Source organism: Paraburkholderia sp. GAS38, assembly GCF_050434965.1.
Lineage (GTDB): Bacteria > Pseudomonadota > Gammaproteobacteria > Burkholderiales > Burkholderiaceae > Paraburkholderia > Paraburkholderia phenazinium_A.
The window spans coordinates 194,729-215,533 of record NZ_JBNDJO010000015.1; the positions used below are offsets into that span (position 1 = coordinate 194,729).

Annotated in this window: 23 protein-coding genes; 12 read left to right on the top strand and 11 right to left on the bottom strand. The window is 59.9% G+C overall.

Going from position 1 to position 20,805, the window contains the following annotated elements; genetic code table 11:
- Positions 1-149 precede the first annotated feature (149 nt).
- From P3T42_RS29735 to dnaA, 4 genes are all read right to left on the bottom strand, one after another.
- On the bottom strand, positions 150-377 hold the full coding sequence (locus P3T42_RS29735) for a hypothetical protein (RefSeq protein ID WP_429308070.1): 228 nt from the start codon (positions 375-377) through the stop codon (positions 150-152).
- Between the two features lie 278 nt (positions 378-655).
- Complete coding sequence (gyrB, locus tag P3T42_RS29740; RefSeq protein WP_074301175.1) at positions 656-3,127, bottom strand: DNA topoisomerase (ATP-hydrolyzing) subunit B; 2,472 nt, start codon at positions 3,125-3,127, stop codon at positions 656-658.
- A 114-nt stretch (positions 3,128-3,241) separates the two neighbouring features.
- Positions 3,242-4,345, bottom strand: coding sequence for a DNA polymerase III subunit beta (gene dnaN / locus P3T42_RS29745; RefSeq protein WP_074301176.1), 1,104 nt, complete (start codon positions 4,343-4,345; stop codon positions 3,242-3,244).
- Between the two features lie 314 nt (positions 4,346-4,659).
- Positions 4,660-6,243 (bottom strand): chromosomal replication initiator protein DnaA, encoded by a 1,584-nt coding sequence (dnaA, locus tag P3T42_RS29750; RefSeq protein ID WP_074301794.1) that lies wholly within the window; start codon positions 6,241-6,243, stop codon positions 4,660-4,662.
- 382 nt (positions 6,244-6,625) lie between these two features.
- On the opposite strand from dnaA, the gene rpmH reads away from it, so the two are divergent.
- The 4 genes from rpmH (at position 6,626) to yidC (ending at position 9,292) form a co-directional block, all read left to right on the top strand.
- Complete coding sequence (gene rpmH, locus P3T42_RS29755; RefSeq protein WP_004198824.1) at positions 6,626-6,760, top strand: 50S ribosomal protein L34; 135 nt, start codon at positions 6,626-6,628, stop codon at positions 6,758-6,760.
- Between the two features lie 23 nt (positions 6,761-6,783).
- A complete protein-coding gene (gene rnpA, locus P3T42_RS29760) occupies positions 6,784-7,263 on the top strand; it encodes a ribonuclease P protein component (protein ID WP_074301177.1) in 480 nt (159 codons plus the stop codon).
- A gap of 109 nt (positions 7,264-7,372) precedes the next feature.
- Positions 7,373-7,603 (top strand): membrane protein insertion efficiency factor YidD, encoded by a 231-nt coding sequence (gene yidD, locus P3T42_RS29765; RefSeq protein WP_074262996.1) that lies wholly within the window; start codon positions 7,373-7,375, stop codon positions 7,601-7,603.
- A 30-nt stretch (positions 7,604-7,633) separates the two neighbouring features.
- Entirely contained in the window at positions 7,634-9,292 is a 1,659-nt protein-coding gene (gene yidC / locus P3T42_RS29770; protein WP_074301178.1) for a membrane protein insertase YidC, read from the top strand.
- A gap of 131 nt (positions 9,293-9,423) precedes the next feature.
- Here the strand turns inward: yidC and P3T42_RS29775 are convergent, their stop codons facing one another.
- Entirely contained in the window at positions 9,424-9,831 is a 408-nt protein-coding gene (locus P3T42_RS29775; RefSeq protein ID WP_074301179.1) for a transcriptional regulator, read from the bottom strand.
- Positions 9,832-10,191: 360 nt separating this feature from the next.
- Between P3T42_RS29775 and mnmE the strand changes: the two genes are divergently transcribed.
- Positions 10,192-11,592, top strand: coding sequence for a tRNA uridine-5-carboxymethylaminomethyl(34) synthesis GTPase MnmE (mnmE, locus tag P3T42_RS29780; RefSeq protein ID WP_429308071.1), 1,401 nt, complete (start codon positions 10,192-10,194; stop codon positions 11,590-11,592).
- A 567-nt stretch (positions 11,593-12,159) separates the two neighbouring features.
- On the top strand, positions 12,160-13,401 hold the full coding sequence (locus tag P3T42_RS29785) for a tyrosine-type recombinase/integrase (protein WP_429308072.1): 1,242 nt from the start codon (positions 12,160-12,162) through the stop codon (positions 13,399-13,401).
- 167 nt (positions 13,402-13,568) lie between these two features.
- Here P3T42_RS29785 and P3T42_RS29790 read toward each other — a convergent pair whose 3' ends face one another.
- Positions 13,569-13,877, bottom strand: coding sequence for a DUF4148 domain-containing protein (locus P3T42_RS29790; RefSeq protein WP_429308073.1), 309 nt, complete (start codon positions 13,875-13,877; stop codon positions 13,569-13,571).
- Positions 13,878-14,499: 622 nt separating this feature from the next.
- Between P3T42_RS29790 and P3T42_RS29795 the strand changes: the two genes are divergently transcribed.
- A complete protein-coding gene (locus tag P3T42_RS29795) occupies positions 14,500-14,625 on the top strand; it encodes a hypothetical protein (RefSeq protein WP_283204761.1) in 126 nt (41 codons plus the stop codon).
- 39 nt (positions 14,626-14,664) lie between these two features.
- Here P3T42_RS29795 and P3T42_RS29800 read toward each other — a convergent pair whose 3' ends face one another.
- A complete protein-coding gene (locus tag P3T42_RS29800; protein ID WP_171991737.1) occupies positions 14,665-14,823 on the bottom strand; it encodes a hypothetical protein in 159 nt (52 codons plus the stop codon).
- A gap of 409 nt (positions 14,824-15,232) precedes the next feature.
- On the opposite strand from P3T42_RS29800, the gene P3T42_RS29805 reads away from it, so the two are divergent.
- A complete protein-coding gene (locus tag P3T42_RS29805; RefSeq protein WP_171991738.1) occupies positions 15,233-15,400 on the top strand; it encodes a hypothetical protein in 168 nt (55 codons plus the stop codon).
- A gap of 73 nt (positions 15,401-15,473) precedes the next feature.
- Here the strand turns inward: P3T42_RS29805 and P3T42_RS29810 are convergent, their stop codons facing one another.
- Both P3T42_RS29810 and P3T42_RS29815 read right to left on the bottom strand, forming a co-directional pair.
- Positions 15,474-15,674, bottom strand: a complete 201-nt coding sequence (locus P3T42_RS29810) for a hypothetical protein (protein ID WP_074301183.1) — start codon at positions 15,672-15,674, stop codon at positions 15,474-15,476.
- Between the two features lie 108 nt (positions 15,675-15,782).
- Entirely contained in the window at positions 15,783-16,103 is a 321-nt protein-coding gene (locus P3T42_RS29815; RefSeq protein WP_429308074.1) for an ecotin precursor, read from the bottom strand.
- Between the two features lie 256 nt (positions 16,104-16,359).
- Here P3T42_RS29815 and P3T42_RS29820 point away from each other — a divergent pair, with 256 nt between their 5' ends.
- Positions 16,360-16,800 (top strand): HIT family protein, encoded by a 441-nt coding sequence (locus P3T42_RS29820; protein WP_429308075.1) that lies wholly within the window; start codon positions 16,360-16,362, stop codon positions 16,798-16,800.
- 22 nt (positions 16,801-16,822) lie between these two features.
- On the opposite strand, the gene P3T42_RS29825 is transcribed toward P3T42_RS29820, so the two are convergent.
- Complete coding sequence (locus P3T42_RS29825; RefSeq protein WP_171991672.1) at positions 16,823-16,987, bottom strand: hypothetical protein; 165 nt, start codon at positions 16,985-16,987, stop codon at positions 16,823-16,825.
- 318 nt (positions 16,988-17,305) lie between these two features.
- Between P3T42_RS29825 and speG the strand changes: the two genes are divergently transcribed.
- Entirely contained in the window at positions 17,306-17,848 is a 543-nt protein-coding gene (speG, locus tag P3T42_RS29830; protein ID WP_074301186.1) for a spermidine N1-acetyltransferase, read from the top strand.
- 95 nt (positions 17,849-17,943) lie between these two features.
- On the opposite strand, the gene P3T42_RS29835 is transcribed toward speG, so the two are convergent.
- Entirely contained in the window at positions 17,944-18,570 is a 627-nt protein-coding gene (locus P3T42_RS29835) for a LysE family translocator (protein ID WP_074301187.1), read from the bottom strand.
- A gap of 497 nt (positions 18,571-19,067) precedes the next feature.
- Here P3T42_RS29835 and sap1 point away from each other — a divergent pair, with 497 nt between their 5' ends.
- Both sap1 and P3T42_RS29845 read left to right on the top strand, forming a co-directional pair.
- A complete protein-coding gene (gene sap1, locus P3T42_RS29840) occupies positions 19,068-19,409 on the top strand; it encodes a surface attachment protein Sap1 (protein ID WP_429308076.1) in 342 nt (113 codons plus the stop codon).
- Positions 19,410-19,808: 399 nt separating this feature from the next.
- Positions 19,809-20,786, top strand: a complete 978-nt coding sequence (locus P3T42_RS29845; protein WP_429308096.1) for a LysR family transcriptional regulator — start codon at positions 19,809-19,811, stop codon at positions 20,784-20,786.
- The last annotated feature ends 19 nt before the right edge of the window (positions 20,787-20,805 follow it).

Genomic DNA, 20,805 nt, shown 5'->3' on the forward strand with positions numbered 1-20,805 from the left:
GTCGACGTCGGACACTGCATTATGTCGCGGTGCTGGGTCCCCTCCTTTCATAGCCAAGGCATACTTGGCGGCTTTCCCGGTCCGATCTGAGCTATTGGTGCATCGACAACCGACAGTGGATAGCCAGCTTTGTTTGAGCGTCGATTGGATTACTTTAGTCTCGCGGCGTATCGCTTGTTTGCGAAACGTTTGATGTAGCTGTTTAAGCCCCGTCCTGCAATTGCGTAGCGCTTCATCTGCTCCACCACGTCGTGTCCAGTAGCGGAATAGTCGTACGGGTAAACAGCCCCGTCCTGGAACTGAACTTTGATGGCGTCAATAGATATCTCATAGGCATAAACGCCTGAGTTTCCACCCAGATTCTTGTAGTGTTCCATTTAAGCTCCTAGCGCGCTGCCGCGGTTAGTCGATTGCTATCGGTGCGAATATCTTTCCCATTTCTCTCCGACGATAGCACGTCACGTTAAGCCGTTTCACCGATAGCCGAATAATTCGAGGCAACGGGCGCATGCGTAGGCCGCATCACTATGAGAAAAAGGCCCTTGAACCTTTGTAAAAGGTTCAAGGGCCTTCATTAACCATAGATCTGGAATCTGAGGGCTATCACAACGCCATAGTGGCAACGCTAGAGTCACCTACGACGCCCGTAGCCCCCTCAAACATCAATATTCCCCGCCCTCAACGCATTCGACTCAATGAAAGCCCTCCGCGGCTCGACATCATCCCCCATGAGCGTGGTGAAAATGCCATCAGCCGCAATAGCATCCTCAATCTGCACACGAAGCAGCCGTCGAACAGCCGGATCCATCGTAGTCTCCCAAAGCTGCCCAGGATTCATCTCGCCCAGACCTTTATAGCGCTGCTTGGAAACATTGCGCTCAGCATCGGCGATGAGCCACTTCATAGCACTCTTGAAGTCATTGACGGCCATACTCCGCTCACCACGCTTGATCACGGCGCCAGGCCCAATCAACCCCTTAAACGTCAGCGCCGTATTCAGCAACTGCTGATAGTCCGCGGTCAACTGAAACTCTTCATCCAGCACAGAAACCTTCTGATTCCCATGATGCGTCCGCGACACTTTCAATGAGCGGAGCTCCCGCACCTGGTCATACATAGTCGTAACGCGCACTTCAGGCTTCAGCGGATCGTCCCTGAGCTTAGCCTCAAACGCCTTAGCCGACGCCTCAGCGGCCTCTTCACTAGACAGATCGAGCACAACCCCATCCATCACAGCCTCGAGCGCCCCAGCGTCGTACAACCGGCTCAACCGATCGACAACACCCTGCGCGAGCAGATACGACCGAGCGAGCTCACCCAAAGCATCGCCAGCGATCGGCGTAGCACCCTCAGCCGTCACAAGCTCAGACCCATTAAGCGCGAGCTTGAGCATATGAGCATTCAACTCAGCCGCATCCTTCAGATACCGCTCATCCTTCCCCGCCTTGATCTTGTAAAGCGGCGGCTGGGCAATATAAATAAACCCACGCTCGATCATGTCCGGCATTTGCCGATAGAAGAACGTCAGCAGCAGCGTCCGAATGTGCGCACCGTCGACGTCAGCGTCGGTCATGATGATGATGCGGTGATAACGCAGCTTCTCAAGGTTGTAGTCTTCCTTGCCGATCCCACAACCCAGCGCGGTGATCAAAGTAACAATCTGCTCCGAAGAAAGTAGCTTGTCATAGCGAGCCTTCTCAACATTAAGCACTTTGCCGCGCAGCGGCAAAATAGCCTGAAACTTCCGATCCCGCCCCTGCTTAGCCGACCCACCAGCCGAGTCACCCTCGACGATATAAATCTCAGACTTAGCCGGATCCTTCTCCTGGCAATCCGCCAGCTTCCCGGGCAGACCAACGCCGTCCAAAACACCCTTCCGCCGCGTCATCTCCCGAGCCTTCCGCGCCGCATCCCGCGCCCGCGCAGCATCCACAACCTTCCCGCAAATAATCTTCGCGTCGTTGGGCGTCTCCTGCAGAAACTCTTCAAGCGCCTTAGCCACAACTTCCTCAACCGGCGCCCGCACTTCAGAAGAAACCAACTTATCCTTGGTCTGCGCGGAGAACTTCGGCTCCGGCACCTTCACCGACAACACACACGACAACCCCTCACGCATGTCATCACCCGAAGTCTCAACCTTGGCCTTCTTGGCAATTTCATGATCGGCGATGTACTTGTTCATCACGCGCGTCATCGCCGCACGCAAACCGGTCAAGTGCGTCCCGCCATCGCGCTGCGGAATGTTGTTCGTAAAACAGAGCACATTCTCGTTATAGCTATCGTTCCACTGCATAGCCACTTCAACGCCAACACCATCCTTCTCACCACTGACGTGGAAAATATTCGGATGCAGCACGGCCTTGTTCTTGTTGATGTACTCAACAAAACCCTTCACGCCGCCCACAAACGCGAAATCCTCTTCCTTCCCCGTGCGCTGATCCGTCAAACGAATCCGCACGCCGTTATTCAGGAACGACAGTTCGCGAATCCGCTTGGCCAGAATGTCGTAGTGATATTCGATGCTGCCGAAGATCGTCTCGTCGGCGAGGAAATGCACTTCGGTGCCGCGGTTTTCGGTGTCGCCGGTCACGAGGATCGGCGAGACGGCCACGCCGTCAATCTCTTCGATGATGCGGTTCTGCGGCACGCCACGGTGGAATTCCATGAAGTGCTTCTTGCCGTCGCGGCGAATGGTCAGACGCAGCCATGCCGACAGCGCGTTCACGCACGACACACCCACGCCGTGCAGGCCGCCCGACACCTTGTAGCTGTTCTGGTCGAACTTGCCGCCGGCGTGCAGCTCGGTCATCACGATTTCAGCGGCGCTGCGCTTCGGGTCGTGCTTGTCGTCCATCTTCAGACCGGTCGGCACACCGCGGCCGTTGTCCGTGACGGAGACCGAGTTGTCCGCGTGGATGATCACCTGAATGTCGTTGCAATGGCCGGCCAACGCTTCGTCAATGGCGTTGTCCAGCACTTCGAATACCAGGTGGTGCAAACCGGTGCCGTCCGATGTATCCCCGATGTACATACCCGGCCGCTTGCGCACTGCTTCCAGACCTTCGAGGATCTGAATCGAAGAGGCGCCGTAGCTGTTATCGGGTTGCGAATTGTTCGTGTCAGTCATGGATTTTTTCCGGTTCTGCGTTGCTGCTTGGTTGCTGCTCGGGACTTTTCAAAACACCATAAAAACGCCAAAGGGGCGCTGCGCCCCTTGGTGTTCTTCTTGATGTTGGACGCGTTAGATGCGCATCGGCATCACCACGTATTTGAATTCGTCGTTCTCGGGAATCGTGATCAACGCGCTGGAGCTGGCATCACCCAGGCTCACTTGCAACATGTCGACCTTCAGGTTTGCCAGCACGTCGAGCAGATACGTGACGTTAAACCCGATATCGACGCTGTCGCCGGTATACGCAATTTCCAGTTCTTCCTGCGCTTCTTCCTGGTCCGCGTTGGTGGACATGATCTTCAACTGGCCCGGCTCGATGATGCAGCGCACGCCCTTGAATTTGTCCGAGGTCAGAATGGCCGCACGTTGCAGCGAACGCTGCAGTTCTTCGCGGCCAATCAGGAACTGGTTCTTGTGCGACTTCGGAATCACGCGCTGGAAGTCCGGGAATTTCCCTTCCACCAGCTTCGACACCAGTTCCACCTGACCGAAGGTGAACTTCACCTGGCTCGGCGCGATGTCGATCTTCAGCGTGTCGTCGATGTCTTCCAGCAAACGCTGGAGTTCCAGAATCGTCTTGCGCGGGATGATCACTTCCTGGCGCGCAAACGAGCCTTCAATCTTCATGGACGAGAACGCCAGACGGTGACCGTCCGTCGCGACCGCCATCAACTGGTCGCCGTCCACCACCAGCAGCATGCCGTTCAGGTAGTAGCGAATGTCCTGCTGGGCCATCGAGAAATGGACCATGCCGAGCAGTTGGCGGAACGTCTTCTGGGGAACCACCAGGTTCGCGCCGAAGTCTTTAGCTTGGGCGACCGTGGGGAATTCGTCCGCCGCCAGCGTCTGCAGCGCAAAGCGGCTCTTGCCGGATTGCACGGTGAGGCGCTTGTCGTTCAGCGTCAGCGTGACCTGGCCGTCAGGCATGGCACGCAGGATGTCCAGCAGCTTACGCGCCGCTACCGTTGTCGCAACCGAATCGCCGCCCACGCCGAAGTCGCCGTGCGTGGTGATCTGAAGCTCGAGGTCGGTGGACAGGAACGACACGTCAGGGCCGTTCTTGGTAATCAGCAAGTTGGCGAGGATCGGCAACGTATGGCGGCGTTCGACGATGCCGCTCACGGTTTGCAGCGGCCTGAGGAGGTTATCGCGTTCGGTCTTGACCAGTTGCATAGAGTTCCTTCGTTGATGTGACGGCCTGCGCGCCTCGCTCGGCATCCTGCACGCGGCCCCGGCCCCCGCCGGCGCTACGCTGCGCCAGTCACGGCGTACATCCGCCCCAAGCCGCCGGGCGGTTAAACCTGTATTGTGCCTGAAAACAGAACCGCTCCCCTAAAATGGGGGCGAGTTCCGAAATAAACAGGTCGATTTTCCCCGCTTTTTGCCCAAACTTTAGGCAACACCGCCGCGACCGCGCGGTTATCCCGCAAATACCCTGCACTCACCCCGAATTCGCCTGAGGGCGTCGCCTCGAGGCCAGCCCAGGATCAGCCCTTCAACGTCTGTTCAAGCACGTGCAGTTCGTGGTTCAACTGCGCATCCGTGCCGCGTTCGGCGGCGATCTTACGCACCGCGTGCAGCACGGTCGTGTGATCGCGCCCGCCAAACAGCTCGCCGATTTCCGGCAAGCTTTTCTGCGTCAGTTCCTTCGCCAGATACATCGCAATCTGACGCGGCCGCGCAATGTTCGCCGGCCGCTTCTTCGAATACATGTCCGCGACCTTGATGCTGTAGAAATCAGCCACCGTCTTCTGGATGTTTTCCACCGAAATCTGGCGGTTTTGCACCGTCAGCAGGTCTTTCAGCGCTTCTTTCGTCAGTTCGATGGAAATTTCGCGGCCGTGGAACTTCGAATACGCGAGGATCTTGCGCAGCGCGCCTTCCAGCTCACGCACGTTCGAGCGCAGATGCTTGGCGACGAAAAACGCCACGTCCTCATTCAGGCTCACGCCTTCGGACTGCGCCTTGCGCATCAGGATCGCGACGCGCATTTCCAGCTCGGGCGGCTCGATCGCCACCGTCAGGCCGGAGTCGAAGCGCGAGATCAGCCGGTCGTCGATGCCCGAAATTTCCTTCGGGTACGTATCGCTCGTGATGATCACCTGCGCCTTGTTCGCCACCAGCGCTTCGAACGCGTAGAAGAACTCTTCCTGCGTACGCGACTTGCCCGAGAAGAACTGAATATCGTCGATCAGCAGCAGGTCGAGCGAGTGGTAGTAGCGCTTGAAGTCGTCGAACGCCTTGCGCTGGTACGCCTTCACCACGTCGGACACATACTGTTCCGCGTGGATGTAGCGGATCCGCGCGCCGGCCTTGTCCATCAGCAACTGATTGCCGATCGCATGGATCAGGTGAGTCTTGCCGAGGCCCACGCCGCCATACAGAAACAGCGGGTTGTACGAGATGCCGGGGTTGTCCGCCACCTGGATCGCGGCGGCGCGCGCCAACTGGTTGGCCTTACCGGTCACGAAATTGTCGAAGGTCAGCACCGGGTTGAGCTTCGAGCGCTCGTACATCGAATCGCTCTCGGCGTTGCCTTGCTGCGCGGCGCTCTGGCCCGGCCGCCAAGTACGGCGCGCCGCAGCGGCTTCGTTGGCGTCGAGGCTGGGCAGATCGAGGTCGCCGCCGTCGTCATGATTGTGCTGTTGCGCGCCATGACCGGCATTCGCGCCCTGCCCCGCGCCATTCGCGCCGTGGGTCCGGGCGGCGTGTGCGGCCTGCACTGCGCCGACGGCCGCGTCCACCGCAGCCGTGCCGCCGTTGCCGGCGAATTGCGACGGACGTTGCGGCGCCGGCGCAGAAGCCGCCGCGCCGCGCATGCCGGCCTTGGGATCGAGGACAAACTGGACGTCGACCGGCACGTGCCAAAAGTCGCGCGCCATATCGGAAATGCGGCCGGAAAACTGGCTCTTGACCCAGTCAAGCTTGAAGCGGTTGGGCGCAGCGATGCTCAGCGTGTTCGCCGCCGCATCGAAGGCAACCGGGGCCAACGGTTTGATCCACGTCACGTACTGCTGGGGCGTTAGCTCACGCTCTAGCAGTGCGGAACAGTGTTGCCAGAATTCGTTCATCAAGTTGCTGTCGTTATGTTTGCACGGCGAGCCGCCGACGCCCCTGTTGCAGATACACAACAAGGCCCTGAGCGGCCAGGCGGAACGGCTCCAGGCGCTTGTGCCACAAGGGTTTGCGGGGCAAGCGGGCCGGAGCGGCGTGCAGGATTTTTGGGAAGTAGGACGAGATTCTACCGCCAAAACAACCAGGAAAGGGAGTTATCCACAGGGACCGATCAAACCTCCGCCACGGGCCCAGCCTGTGGAATACGTCGCTAAACTATTGACGACCAAAAGAAAACCGGTTTAAATAGCGGGTTCCGCGAAAACCAATTTTTGAACCACCGGCCATTGCACTTTCCGCGATGCTCGCGCGGTTAATTCTCTGCCAAGTGAGAGCAACATGAAACGTACTTACCAACCTTCCGTTACCCGTCGCAAGCGCACCCACGGCTTCCGCGTTCGCATGAAGACCGCTGGTGGCCGTAAGGTCATCAACGCACGTCGCGCGAAGGGCCGCAAGCGCCTCGCCATCTAAGGCTGGCGAGCGGATTGCGCGCTATGTCCGATGCCCGCGGCAGCGCGGGAACGGCAGGAGCGCCGCAACAGGGCTCGGTTCCGTTGCGAGCGCAAGCCGCCTTCCCCAAAGCCGCAAGGCTGCTAAAAACGGATGAATTTTCATCCGTTTTTCGTTTGCGCCCGTGGCGCCGCACCGCACACTTCGTCGTGTACGCCCGGCCCACCGGCAATGACGCGCGCTTGGGCCTCGTGATCGGCAAGAAGTATGCGCCGCGCGCGGTCACGCGTAATCTGGTGCGCCGTCTCGCGCGTGAAGCCTTCCGGCTGCGCCGCGCGGAGTTCGGCGGTTGGGACGTGCTGCTGCGTTTGCACACGCGCTTCGACAAGAAGGCTATGCCGGGCGCCTCGTCGCCGCCGTTAAAGGCGTTGTGCCGTAGCGAAATAGAGGAGCTGCTCAACAAGGCAGCACGCGAAATTGCCCGTCGTGAGGCGCCGCCCGCGGATGCGCCTGCGACCCAATGACGCTCATGGAGAGGCCCGTGCGGCCGCACACGTGGACGACTCCACGGTTCGGTCCCGCTAGCCTCCCCCGGTCTCCCTTCTTGGGCGGCGCCGGTTGGCCGCACTAGTCATGCAAACGGTACTTTTCGCTTTATTGCGTTTCTACAAGGTTGCCGTGAGTCCCCTGCTCGGCAACCGGTGCCGTTTTTACCCTTCCTGCTCTGATTACGCGCGCGAAGCAATCCAGTATCATGGCGCCGCGCGCGGGACTTATCTCGCCGCCAGGCGTATTTGCCGCTGCCACCCGTTTTCGGCGGGCGGCATCGATCTTGTCCCGCCTCCCACTTCTGAAAAGCGCTGACGCGCCGTTCCATCGACACTGAGACAACGCATGGATATCAAACGCACCGTCCTATGGGTCATATTTTTCATGTCGGCGGTCATGCTGTTCGACAACTGGCAGCGCGACCACGGACGCCCGTCGATGTTCTTCCCGAGCGCCACGCAGACGCAGACCGCGGCTAGCGCAGCACCGGGCACCACGACGCCGGGAACCCAACCCGCCGACCTGCCGGCGACGAACACCGCCGCTCCGGGCGCCGCGCCCGCAGCCCAGGCCCAACTGATCCCGTTCACGACCGACGTCTACAGCGGCGAGATCGACACGCGCGGCGGTACGCTGTCGAAGCTGTCGCTGATCAACAAGGGCAACGGTAACCAGCCGGATCTCGTCATCACCCTGTTCGACCACACCGCCGATCACACGTATCTGGCGCGCACGGGTCTGCTGGGCGGCGATTTCCCGAACCACACGGACATCTACACGCCGGTTGCCGGCCAGCCGCACGATCTGACGGGCGACGCCAAGTCGTTCTCGCTCAGCTTCGAGTCGCCGGTCAAGGGTGGCGTGAAGGTCGTGAAGACGTACACGTTCACGCGTGGCAGCTACGTGATCGGCGTCAATACGAAGATCGAAAACGTGGGTTCGACGCCGGTGACGCCGACCGTCTATATGGAACTGGTGCGCGATAGCCAGCCGGTGGAAACGCCGCGCTTCTCGCACACGTTCATCGGACCGGCTGTCTACACGGATCAGCACCACTTCCAGAAGATGACGTTCAGCGACGTCGACAAGAACAAGCAGGACTATGCGACCTCGGCCGACAACGGCTGGATCGCGATGGTCCAGCATTACTTCGCGACGGCGTGGATTCCGCAGCAAGGCGTCAAGCGCGATATCTATGTCGAGAAGCTTGATCCGACGCTGTATCGCGTGGGTGTGAAGGAACCGGTGCCGACCATCGCCCCGGGTCAATCGGCTGACGTGTCGGCGAAGCTGTTCGCCGGTCCGGAAGAAGAACGCATGCTGGAAGGCATCGCGCCGGGCCTGGAACTGGTGAAGGACTACGGCTGGGTGACGATCATCGCCAAGCCGCTGTTCTGGCTGCTTGAGAAGATCCACAGCTATGTCGGCAACTGGGGCTGGTCGATCGTGCTGCTCACGCTGCTGATCAAGGCCGTGTTCTTCCCGCTGTCGGCGGCCAGCTACAAGTCCATGGCACGCATGAAGGCGATCACGCCGCGCATGCAAGCCCTGCGCGAACGCTTCAAGGGCGATCCGCAGAAGATGAACGCAGCGCTGATGGAGCTGTACAAGACCGAGAAGGTCAATCCGTTCGGCGGCTGTCTGCCGGTCGTGATCCAGATCCCGGTGTTCATCTCGCTGTACTGGGTGCTGCTGTCGTCGGTGGAAATGCGCGGCGCGCCGTGGATTCTGTGGATTCACGATCTGTCGCAGCAAGACCCGTTCTTCATCCTGCCGGTGTTGATGGCCGTCTCGATGTTCCTGCAGACGCGTCTGAACCCGACGCCGCCGGACCCGGTTCAAGCCAAGATGATGATGTTCATGCCCATCGCGTTCTCGGTCATGTTCTTCTTCTTCCCGGCCGGTCTGGTGCTGTACTACGTGGTCAACAACGTGCTGTCGATCGCCCAGCAGTACTACATCACGCGGATGATGGGCAAGCCGAAGACCAAGGCTACGGCCTGATCGGACGGGCGGGTGCTGAGTCACCCGCCAACGCATCCTCATCGCAGCAAGCTGTAAAAAAGCCGCCCGGTTTGCACCGGGCGGCTTTTTAATGGGCAATTAGAAAGCGGTTGAAGGCGACGCGCGAGGGGCTATTCCTTGCCGGTGTCGTACAGGCGGTCGACAAACTCCTCGAGGAAATGGCGGTCTTTCGGGTCCAGCGCCTCGATCTTCGAAGCGAGCTCGATCGCCTCCGGCGTCAACGGGTATTTCTCGCCCGGCGCCAGCGGCTTGGCTTTGACGCCCACCGGCGGCGGCGGTCCATAATGGAGCCAGTGCATGCCCACACCCAGCCAGTCGGCGAGTGTCTGCAATTTGTCCGGCGTGGGAATGGTTCGGCCCGTCAGCCACTTGTGCGCGGTCTGCGGCGACACGGGCGCTTCGCCCCGATGCAGCAGATTGAATTCTTTGGCGAGCTGAGTCCCGCCCTTGACGTTCTTCCGGGCAATCTGGTCCTGCAGCCTCTTGGCGAACGCTAGTTTTTCTTTGGATGTCGGCATGGGCCAAATTGTGCAATCCGGCGCTCCAACAGTGGTCAACCGTTTAGGCGATAATTTCACGCATTTAAGCTACTTTTAGCCCAAGATGAGCGCCAGATAAAGCGTCGCGCCATTTCGTCAATATGCGCTTTTTTCCTTTTGTGGTGGGCATCTCACGCATCGCGGCCGCATCGGCAGTCGTATTCACTCCTAGAGTTATCTTATCGTAGTTGAGATAAATCTTTATTTGTCTGAGAAAACGTCCCAAAGTCTGATTCGCCGACCATGCGGGAGCCAGCCGGACCGCTCGCGTTACAATGCCTCGCGCCCCTAGCGGGGTCTTCCGTTCTCACCGTTCCCTCTGTTCTCGCGCCCAATCCCATGCTCGCCACCGACTCCGATCCCATTGTCGCCATTGCCACTGCGCCCGGTCGTGGCGGAATCGGCGTGGTCCGGATTTCGTTCGGGCGGGCCGGCGCGGCAGCAGCGGAGCCATTGATGCAGGCGCTCACCGGTCAAACTCTGACGCCGCGTCATGCGAGTTATGTGCCCTTCCTCGATGCGGCCGGTAACGCGCTCGACCGCGGCATCGCGCTGTACTTTCCGGCGCCGAATTCGTACACCGGCGAGCACGTGCTCGAGCTGCAAGGCCACGGCGGGCCGATCGTGCTGCAACTGGTCCTGCAGCGCTGCATCGACGCGGGCCGCGCGGTTGGACTGCGGCTCGCGGAACCCGGCGAATTCACTCGCCGCGCGTTCCTCAACGACAAGCTCGATCTGGCTCAGGCCGAGGCGGTGGCCGATCTGATCGAAGCCAGCACCGAGGCCGCCGCGCGCTCGGCGGGCCGCTCGCTGGAAGGCGCGTTTTCGCGCGACATTCACGCCATGGTCGAAGGGGTCATCACGCTGCGGATGCTGGTCGAAGCTACGCTCGACTTCCCTGAAGAGGAAATCGACTTCCTCGAAGCCGCCGATGCGCGCGGCAAGCTCGCTCGGATCCGCGAGCAGCTCGCTCATGTGCTGAACGAGGCGCGTCAGGGCGCGTTGCTGCGCGAGGGGCTCTCGGTGGTGCTGGCGGGGCAGCCGAACGTCGGCAAGTCGTCGCTGCTGAATGCGCTCGCGGGCGCCGAGCTGGCCATCGTTACGCCGATCGCCGGCACGACGCGCGACAAGGTCGCGCAGACCATCCAGATCGAAGGGATCCCCTTGCATGTGATCGACACCGCCGGTCTGCGGGAAACCGAGGACGAGGTGGAAAAGATCGGCATTGAGCGCACGTGGAACGAGATTGAGCGCGCGGACGTGGTGTTGCATCTGCTCGACGCCCGCACGGGAATGAACGCTGAGGATGATGTGATTGCGGCGCGTTTTCCTGCTGGTGTGCCGGTGGTGCGTGTGATGAACAAGACGGATTTGACGGACATCGCGCCTGCCGTGCGCGCGTTGGATGAAGCCGAGGAAGTGGATCTGCGCGAAGTGCGGCTGTCGGCAAAGAAGGGCGATGGTATCGCGTTGCTGCGGGCGGAATTGCTGCGAATTGCTGGTTGGCAGGCCGGTGCGGAAAGCGTGTACCTCGCACGCGAGCGGCATCTGATTGCGCTGCGCGCAGCGCAGGAGCATCTTGCGACGGCCGCGCAACACGCCGATCAGAATGCCCAGGCGCTTGATCTGTTCGCGGAAGAACTGCGGCTTGCCCAGGAGCAGCTGAACTCGATTACGGGGGAGTTCACGTCGGATGATCTTTTGGGGGTGATTTTTAGCCGTTTTTGTATTGGGAAGTAACGGGACGCGCGACGGCCACAGACAAAAATCTACAATAGGCCTTTGCTGTCGGCAAAAGAAGACGAATTGGCACCTCGTACAGAGGGCCTAAGCGACCTGCTCTGTTTGGTACACAAAATGGTATTTTGCCCATTCTTTATGTCCTGTGTACCAAAATTTTCGGTGTTTCCGAAAATACTCCTCTGATCAGGATCCGCTGGACAGCAAGCCGTTCGGATCGACAGGTTTCCAGGGGTCGTAGTCCGTAAATTCAGGAATGCTATCTTATCTGGACTGCATGCGCCGAACCGACCGATTTACCATCGGGTGATGGCGCCGATCCTGGATCTGACGTTCGACCACCTGGCATGCTCCCAAGATCGATCAACTGGGAGTGATTTTGATTGGTTTCTGAGTCGGTACGTGACTTCTCGCAATATGCTGGCGGCAAGGATCAGCAATAAGGCTGAAATTACGGAATAAAATAACAAAATCCGCTATACTTTGACGCTTGAATAAGCTTCAATTTTCGGTACACAGATTTGAATTTTCACCATTTCACACACCCTGTGTACCAACACCGCCAGCATGCCCAAAACCGTCCCTCCCCTCAGCGAAGCCCAAATCCGCGCGATGGAGCCCCGCGCAACCCGCTACTCCATCGCCGACGGCAACGGTCTGGTGCTGGAGATCATGCCAACCGGCAACAAGATATGGCGCTTTCGCTACACGCTCGACGGCAAACGCCAGCCGCTCACCACCATCGGCGACTACAAACGGATTTCGCTGCGCGTCGCGCGTGAGCGGGCGCGGAAATACGCCGAAATGGTCGCGACCGGTGTGTCGCCGGCGGCCACTGCGCGGCGAGATCGCGGCGCGGAAAAGCGCATCGACCTTCTGCGCGACGCCGCCGAGCTCTACATGACGGTGGCGATGGCGAGCAAGTCCGAAGAGTATCAACGGACCACCCGGCGCGCGCTCGACAAGGACGTGCTACGAGCCATCGGTAACAAGCCGATTAGCGGCGTGACGTCGGAAGATATCGTCGCGATCTGCGACCGGATCAAGAAGCGCGGCTCCCCGAAGATGGCGCTCCACACGCGCAACGTCATCAAGCGACTCTACGAATTCCTGATCGGCCGGCAACTCGCCACCAGCAACCCGGCGGCGGTGGTGCCGGCGCGCTTCATCGCAACGCAGGACAGCCGGACCCGCGTGCTCACGCCCGGCGAAATCGGCACCACGTTACGTGCGATTAGCGCATCGGGCATCCGTCGACCGCTCAAGCTCGCATTGCATCTGCTCGTGCTGACGATGGTCCGCAAGTCCGAGCTGATCGAAGCCACGTGGGCCGAGTTCGACCTCAGGTCTGCGCTATGGAAGATCCCTGCGACGCGCATGAAAAGCGACCGCGAGCATTGGGTGTATTTGCCGCAGCAGGCGGTTGCGATGCTGCGCGAGTTGCGAGAGATGAAGAGCAGCCGGACCTTCGTGTTTCCTACCGTCAGAGGCGAGGATCGTCCTATCGCGAAGAGCACGCTGAACCAGGCGGTCAAGGCGCTCGGGCTGGAAGTGGAACACTTCGTTCTGCACGACTTTCGCCGTACCGCGGCAACTCATCTGCTGGAGATGGGTCAAGCGGCCGAGGCAATCGAAATGGCCCTTGCGCGCGCCGGCAAAGAGACCGCGCATACGACCGAGCAAGCGGACTGCGCCGACGAGCAGCGCAGCGTATTGCAACGATGGGCGGATTTCGTCGATGCGCAAATCGCAGCGGTTCCGCCGGAGAGTCCATCCGTAGAACCCGAGCGGCGACGACGCAGAGTTTGAAGGCGCCTCACTTCGCACGATGCCTAGCCGAATCACGGGCATCGTGCAGGATCCCGCTTTTGGTACACAGATATTCTCAATCAACCAGCGAAACGTCTCCAGTAAATGAAATGAGACGTTTTCGCTAGGTTATGCTTCACTCATACCCGAGCATCCGCTAAAGCCAGTTACGGACGGCTATACATGGTATTCCAGTCCGCAGCCGAAACCCGGCTGCCGCCCGACTGCGACACACCGTTCGCCACCCCGCCGTAACCGCTCGCGGCGCCATTCTGTGCGGCCACGCGGGCTTCTGCGGCCTGCACGGCTGCTGGGTAATGGATGTCATCGTCGCCCGGGCGATAGCCGGCCTTTTCGAGCTGGACGAGATCGGTGCGTACCTGAGCACGGGTGACAGGCGCATTCGATTGGGCAAACGACAGGACCGGAGCGGCCAATGCGGCAACAACGACAACAGCTTGGATCAGCGATTTCATGATGACTTACCTCGAGATTCTGTTCTTGTCCCGCTACGAGCACCCTTGTTCGTAGCCAGTAAGGACAGTCTAGGTAAGTGAGCGCTTAAGATTAAGCACCCTGCCTGGAAGGTATTGTTCTTAAACTAGGTATAAACCCTAGACTTCCTTGGTGGCATCCATAGCGCAGGTCAGTCGAGCGGTGCCGACCGGCCCCATCGAAAGCACCGTTCCGTCGTAGACCAACCAGGTTGAAGTCCACAAGAAAGCAGTCCGAGACCTTTCGTCAGACGCTTTGCGAAGCATGCGATCTTCGCGCAACCGTTAGACATCCCAAATAATCCGTCTCACGCTAGCGTGGCCGTTTCAGGGGTGCGACTCGTAAAACCAATGCAGTCTGAATCCGACAAATCTCAGACCGATGCGGCGCACAAGCCGCCACCGCATTGGGTATGGCTTAGAGTCTGTCCCGTGCGTGATCCCCCGCGCATGTAGTACCATTTTCTGGCCGCCGATTTGGCGGCCTTTTTGTTTCCCGTTCGCCAACGCGAAACGGCAGCGCGAAATTCGACGGCTTGAGGCTCTCTCACCGGTTTATGGACGCCTAAACTGCAAGCAAGGTTGCATGCTTGGGGAGGCAGCCATGACCGAGTCAATGCTGGCCATTTCGATGGCGACCATCCTGATCGTCTTCGGCACGGCGATACGGGCGACCCATCTGAACCGCGATCGGCTGATCAAGTGGTTCGAGAAGCACAACATCCGGTGATGGCGTTGGCCGGCTACGCGCCTGCGCTGACAAATCCCGTCAATGCCGCGGGCGAGTGAAATCGTGCAAGCGACGCCCATGCATCGCCCGAATCATGCGTTGCCGAAGATGCTCGCGCCGGTAATGCCCGACGACCAGCAAGGTGGCAATCAGCAGCACGGAGAATCCCATTGCGACGCCCACCATTGTCTCGTCCATGGCTGCCCCTCGTCGGTATGCCTTGAGATTCATCTTAGATCGCAGCCGGGGCTTTTGACAGGCGAGTGTCCAATTACCAGGACGGCAATCCTGCTGCCTGCAGCAAAGGCAAGTCCACACGTCTTCACCGCACAAAAGAAAGCCCGCGCAAGGCGGGCGAAGGGTTTCGGCGTATCACTCACACGCGCTATCCGGGGACCGGCGTCGCGCACACGCATCCTGCCGCAGGCCGGCGCACACGAATGTGCGAAGGCAAACCAAGAATCCGCTTAACTTTGGCGGTTCGATGCTGGAAGACCGACCCCACACGCGCGAATGCCCTCGCGCTAAAGCACCCGTTTACCCTCGGCTATCGCCTAAAATACAGCCATCGTCTGTGATAGCGGTCGCGACCTCGACGGAGGGTCTCATGACTGAATCGGTAATGGCTTATTTGCTGGGGCCACTCGTAATGGCTGTGGTGGGCGTCGCGCTGTGGGCTGTCGCTCACTACCATCATCGTGACGGCGATCAGGAAGGGCGCCGGGAGCGCTGGCTCGATACGCATCACGTGGACTGGATGCGTCACCGGCATTGATGGCACGCGCAAACGTTGGCGCGCGCAAAGCGGGCGGCACGCGTGCCCCCGCTGTGCGGCAATGGTCGGCGGCTTATCGGCCGCCGAGTATGCGCAAAACGTCGCGCGCGAAGTCTTCGTCCGCAGTTTCCCAGTCGGGTGAGCCCACCGCGTAATCGACCGGATTCCTCTTGCCTTGAGCTTTGCGGATTGCCGCGATGCTCAGTGCGAGGGCTCGCGCCTCGAGATACTGCGGATGTCCCGGCCCGAAGGGGATGGAATGTTCGTCGTTCATTGCCAGGATGTCGGCCTGTTCTGCGCAAACTTTAGTGCCCGTGCACCGCACCCGGGCATATCCCATGGAGTGAAGCCACTAGCGCGGACGCTTTACGCGCCCAGGCGCTTACCAACCCGGTTGCGGCGGAGGCGCATAGCCGTAGGGCCCCGCCGGCGCCGGACCGCATGCGACGTACCCGCCTTGATACTGGTCATAGCAATATCCGGGCGGGGGCCCTGCGTAGACGGGTGCCTGTTGGTACACCGGTGCATAAGCCGGCGCCTGATACACGACCGGCGGCGCGGGGTTCAACGCCGAACCGACCACCGCACCCAGCACCGCGCCGCCCAGCAGCGCGCCGACAATGGCGCCGCCGTCATGAGCCGAAGCCTGACCCGCGACGGCCAGGCCGCCGACCATCAACACTGCTGCCGCAATTTTTCGCATTTTATTTTTCCGCCATCAGGTCATGTAAGTACATGCGGCGGATTGTGAGCGCGAAGCGCAGAAACAGATGCTGCAAGTGGTAACGAGGTATTACCGGCGTAAGCGGCGGCGAAGCACGCCATCGGATACGGTGAAGCTGCCGCGCCCGTCTGCTTGCGCCCGGCGCGGACTCGCATCATGATGCGGCGGTGAAAAATCCCGTTTGCGCTGATACAAACGCCACAAAAACGGACAAATCAGAACCCGGAGGAACGCCATGAAGTACGACGAGAGCAACCCGTTCGCCAGAGTTTTGCGCGGCGAACTACCGTGCATCAAGGTCGCCGAGACGGATGCCACGCTGGCTTTCATGGATCTGATGCCGCAGTCGGACGGGCATGTGCTGGTGGTGCCGAAAGAAGCCGCTGCGGAGATTTTCGAACTCTCCGATGCCGCGACGGTGGCCTGCATGCGGATGACGCAGAAAATCGCCGTGGCGCTACGCGCGGCGCTGCAACCGGATGGAATGTTTATCGGCCAGTTCAACGGTGCGGCAGCGGGCCAGACAGTCGCGCATGTGCACTTTCACGTGATCCCGCGTTGGGAAGGTCAGGCGCTGCGCATGCATGCACGCGAAATGGCCCCGCAGGCGACGCTCGAAGCCCTCGCGCAACGCATCCGTGCGCAGCTTGGCGACGAGGCGGTGCGCCGCTTATGACCGTGACGTACGTCGAAAGACCTCAATGACGATGCAGCAGACTGCGCAACGGATGATGCCAATCGATATGCCGCGGGTGGTCTTTCTGCGCGCGCTGGAGATGTTCCTGCCACAGTTCATCGGAGAACAGGAACGCGACTATCAGCAGCGGCACGACCAGAAACGCGCCTAGTATCAGGTGCTCCATCACAGCATCCTCCTATCGGCCAGTCCTTGATTGCATTGTAGGCGCACTCCTCGTGCCCGGTGTGTGCCCGCGCGCGCATAAGCATCCGGCCCCGGTCTGCGACAAAGCGACGCCCTGACCCTGCAAGACCCTTGCCACACCTCACCGGGCGGGCGCTGCGCCGCTGTATCGGACCTCTGGTTGCTGAACCCCAGGGCCCGCGCCAGGACTAACCCTGACTCGCCGGACATCATGGGCCATGTCGTGGGGTCTGCCGTTTTCGACACAACACGGTCAATCCGGCGCAATCTAAAACCAATCAATTCCAAGGGGAATCTCATGACCGTTGAACGCGATGCCAAGCTCACCTTAAGGCCGTTGGAGCGCGACGATCTGCGCTTCGTGCACGCAGTGAACAACAACGCGAAGATCATGCGTTACTGGTTCGAAGAGCCCTATGAAACGTTTTCGGAACTGTCGCAGCTCTACGACCAGCACGTACACGATCAGCGCGAACGCCGTTTTGTCGCTGTCGATAACGCCGGCGAAACAATGGGTCTGGTCGAGCTGATCGAGCTCGACTACATCCACCGGCGCGGCGAATTCCAGATCATCATCGCCCCGCAGGCGCAGGGTCGTGGCTACGCGACCATCGCGACGCGCCTCGCGATCGACTACGCGTTTTCAGTGCTCAATCTGCGCAAGATCTACCTGATCGTCGACACGTCGAACGCCGCCGCGATCCACGTCTACGAGAAATGCGGCTTCAAGCACGAAGCGGAACTGATCGAGGAGTTCTTTGGCAACGGCAAGTATCACAACGCCTTGCGCATGTGCCTGTTCCAGCAAGAGTTCTTCGCGACCTACAAGCGCGGCGACTGACGCGGCGCCCGGCTCACGCGCCTTCAGCTCAAACTTGGCTGCGCCGTTCGCAAAGCCGCTGCCCAACCAACCAACCAACCAACCGCGAGCGATGCTCAGGCCGACGCCTTCTTCCAGGTCGCGGCGAAAATACCCGCGCCGATCAGCAGGGTGCCGCCGGTCCGATTCACGACGCGCTGCACCCGCGGACTGCGGATCGCACGGCGTGCAGCCGAGGCCAGCATCGCGTAGCAGAACGCATTCAGGGTGCCGAGCAGCACAAACGTCGCCTCGAAAGCCACGATCTGCGATGTGGCGGCCACGTGCGGATCAATGAACTGCGGCACGAACGCGACGAAGAAAATGATGCTCTTCGGGTTGAGCGCGGTCACCGCGAACGCGTGCGCGAAGATCCGGCTGGTGCGCGTCTCGGCCGTATCCGGCGTATCCGGCGCCTGAGCAGGCGCGCGCCACAGCTTGATGCCGAGATAGATCAGATAGGCCGCGCCGACCCACTTCAGCGCCGTAAACAGCGCAGCGGATGCCGCGAGGATCACGCCGAGCCCGAGCATCGAGGCCGTCATCGAGGTCAGGTCGCCGAGCGCCACACCGGCGGTCGTGACCAGCGCAAAGCGGCGGCCGTGGCCGAGCGCGTACGAAATGACCAGCAGCACGGTCGGGCCGGGGATTGCAACCAGAATCGCCGAAGCGATCGCAAAGGGAAGCCAATGGGCAAGCGTCATGAGGAAGTCTCCAGAAAGTCGCCTGATTTATCCACGAACTTTCGGCGACTGCAAGCAACTTTTCTTGCGACGCGGCGGCCTCGTCCGAACGACGCCAACAAGACCTGGCACCGTTTTTATTCTGCAACTAGCCCCATATCTGCTGCTTTTTCAATTATCTGTTGAATGACTTTGTGTGCGGCGCATCAAGCCGTTTTAAATTCGTATTAAGTCGCTTAATTAGATGTACTCGTTTACGCGCATGAATGTCGCGAAGCTTTGACTGTTAAAGCGAAGCGCCCTTTGCGACTTTAAGGAATCCGTCATAAAACGGCTGTTTCCCGTCGCGCCATGGCCTTTAAAGCGCTGTCATCTCAGGTGCGACAATTCGCCACTGTTGCGAGCGCACACAAGATGTGCTTGTCGTCGGCTCAGCTTCTTCTAAAGTGCAAGATGCGGGTTCAACCTAGAAGTTAAATACATAGCTAACCTGAGTAATAACCCGCACGGAGGCAAATATGAAAAAGCAGGTCGCTCTTCTTTTCGCCGTGGCGGCATTGACCGCCGCGTCTGCGGTGCAGGCCCAGGATAGCGTGATCAAGCCGGCGCAAACCATCCAGTTCAAGCCGAACGCGTATGGTTGCCTGTCGAAGGATAAACTCGACGCCGCCGATCAGCACGCCCAGGCCGGCGAACAGCAGCAGATGCAGGAGTTCTTCTCCGGCTATCAGTGCCTCTCGACTCCGGAGAATTCGAGTTTCCGCGTCGTGCGCGTGGTCGGACATGATGTCGAATTCGTCAATGCCGGCAATAGCGACACGCAAGGCCTTTGGGCTAACGATCGCTTCATCAAGCAGTAGCGAGGCTACGACGCGGTTTTAAAACCTCGTCCGATTGAACGCTACGCCAGGCGCCTTAAAGACGTCCGGTGATGAATACGCGTGGTTAAAATCCTGCGTCATCCATCGACGTAAATGAAAACGGCTGGGCAATTGCCCGGCCGTTTTATTTTTACTCAGTCCGCGAGACGAAAAAGCGCTGATACGGACTGCCATATATCTGCTTCGCTTCCTGTTTATCTCCCAGCAACAATCCCCGTCGTAGCAAATGGCGGCCGGCACCCACACGCCGCACGAATGCCATTCTGCCGCCGAGATAACACTCCACCCCGTTTTCCCTTATTCCGGATATCAATTCGGGTATGGCATCATCGAATCCGCTGCACGCAGACGGCAATGAGCCGCGATCTCGGGACACCCATGACACGTAGTAATTCCAACTGGTTCGTGCGCGCGCGGCTCAAGACGCGTCAATTGCTGCTGCTGGCGGCAATGGAGGAGGAGGGCAACGTCCGGCGCGCCGCCGACTCGCTCGGCATCACCCAGCCCGCCGCGTCGCGCCTGCTGAAAGAGCTCGAAGACATGCTCGGCGTGAACCTGTTCGACCGCACGCCGCACGGCATGCGCGCCACGCTCTACGGCGAAGTGATGATTCGCCACGCGCGCATGGTGCTGTCGAACCTCAGTCATGCGCATGACGAGATATCGGCGCTGCGCGCAGGCCTGACCGGGCAGGTGCGGATCGGCGTGATCGCCGCGGCGGCCGCGACCATGGTGCCGCGCGCCATCGCCAGCGTGAAAGAGCGTTATCCGCAATTGCAGATCTGGCTACAGGTCGAGACCTCCGACGTCATGCTCGCGCAGGTCGCGGAGGGCGAACTCGACATCATGATCGGCCGCGTGCTTGAGCGGCAGGATCCGCTGAAAACCGAAGTCCGCTACGAACCGCTCGCGGACGAGCCGTTATGCGTGGTCGCCCGGACCGGACATCCTCTCGAAAATGAAACAGATTTGACGCTGCGCGAAGTCGTGGACGCGAGCTGGGTATTGCACCCGCCCGGCAGCGTATTGCGCCACCGTTTTGATCTGATGTTTTCGCAGATTGGGCTCAATCCGCCGCAAAATGTCGTCAATACGAACAACTTTTTGGCTATTTCGAGCCTTTTGCTCCACAGCGACATGCTCGCCGTCCTGCCCGACGAAGTGGCGCGCGAGTACCAGCAGTACGGCTTGCTGAAGCGAATGCCGGTGGATCTACCGTGCAGAATGGATACATTCGGTATCATCACGCGCCAGGCGCAATTGCTGTCGCCGGCGGCGTCGATGGTACTGGAAGCCTTGCGCTCAGCGGCCGTCGGCGTGTATGGTGCGGCCTTCGACCCAGCGGTGGCACGTTAAATGCTCATTCGTGGCTGCA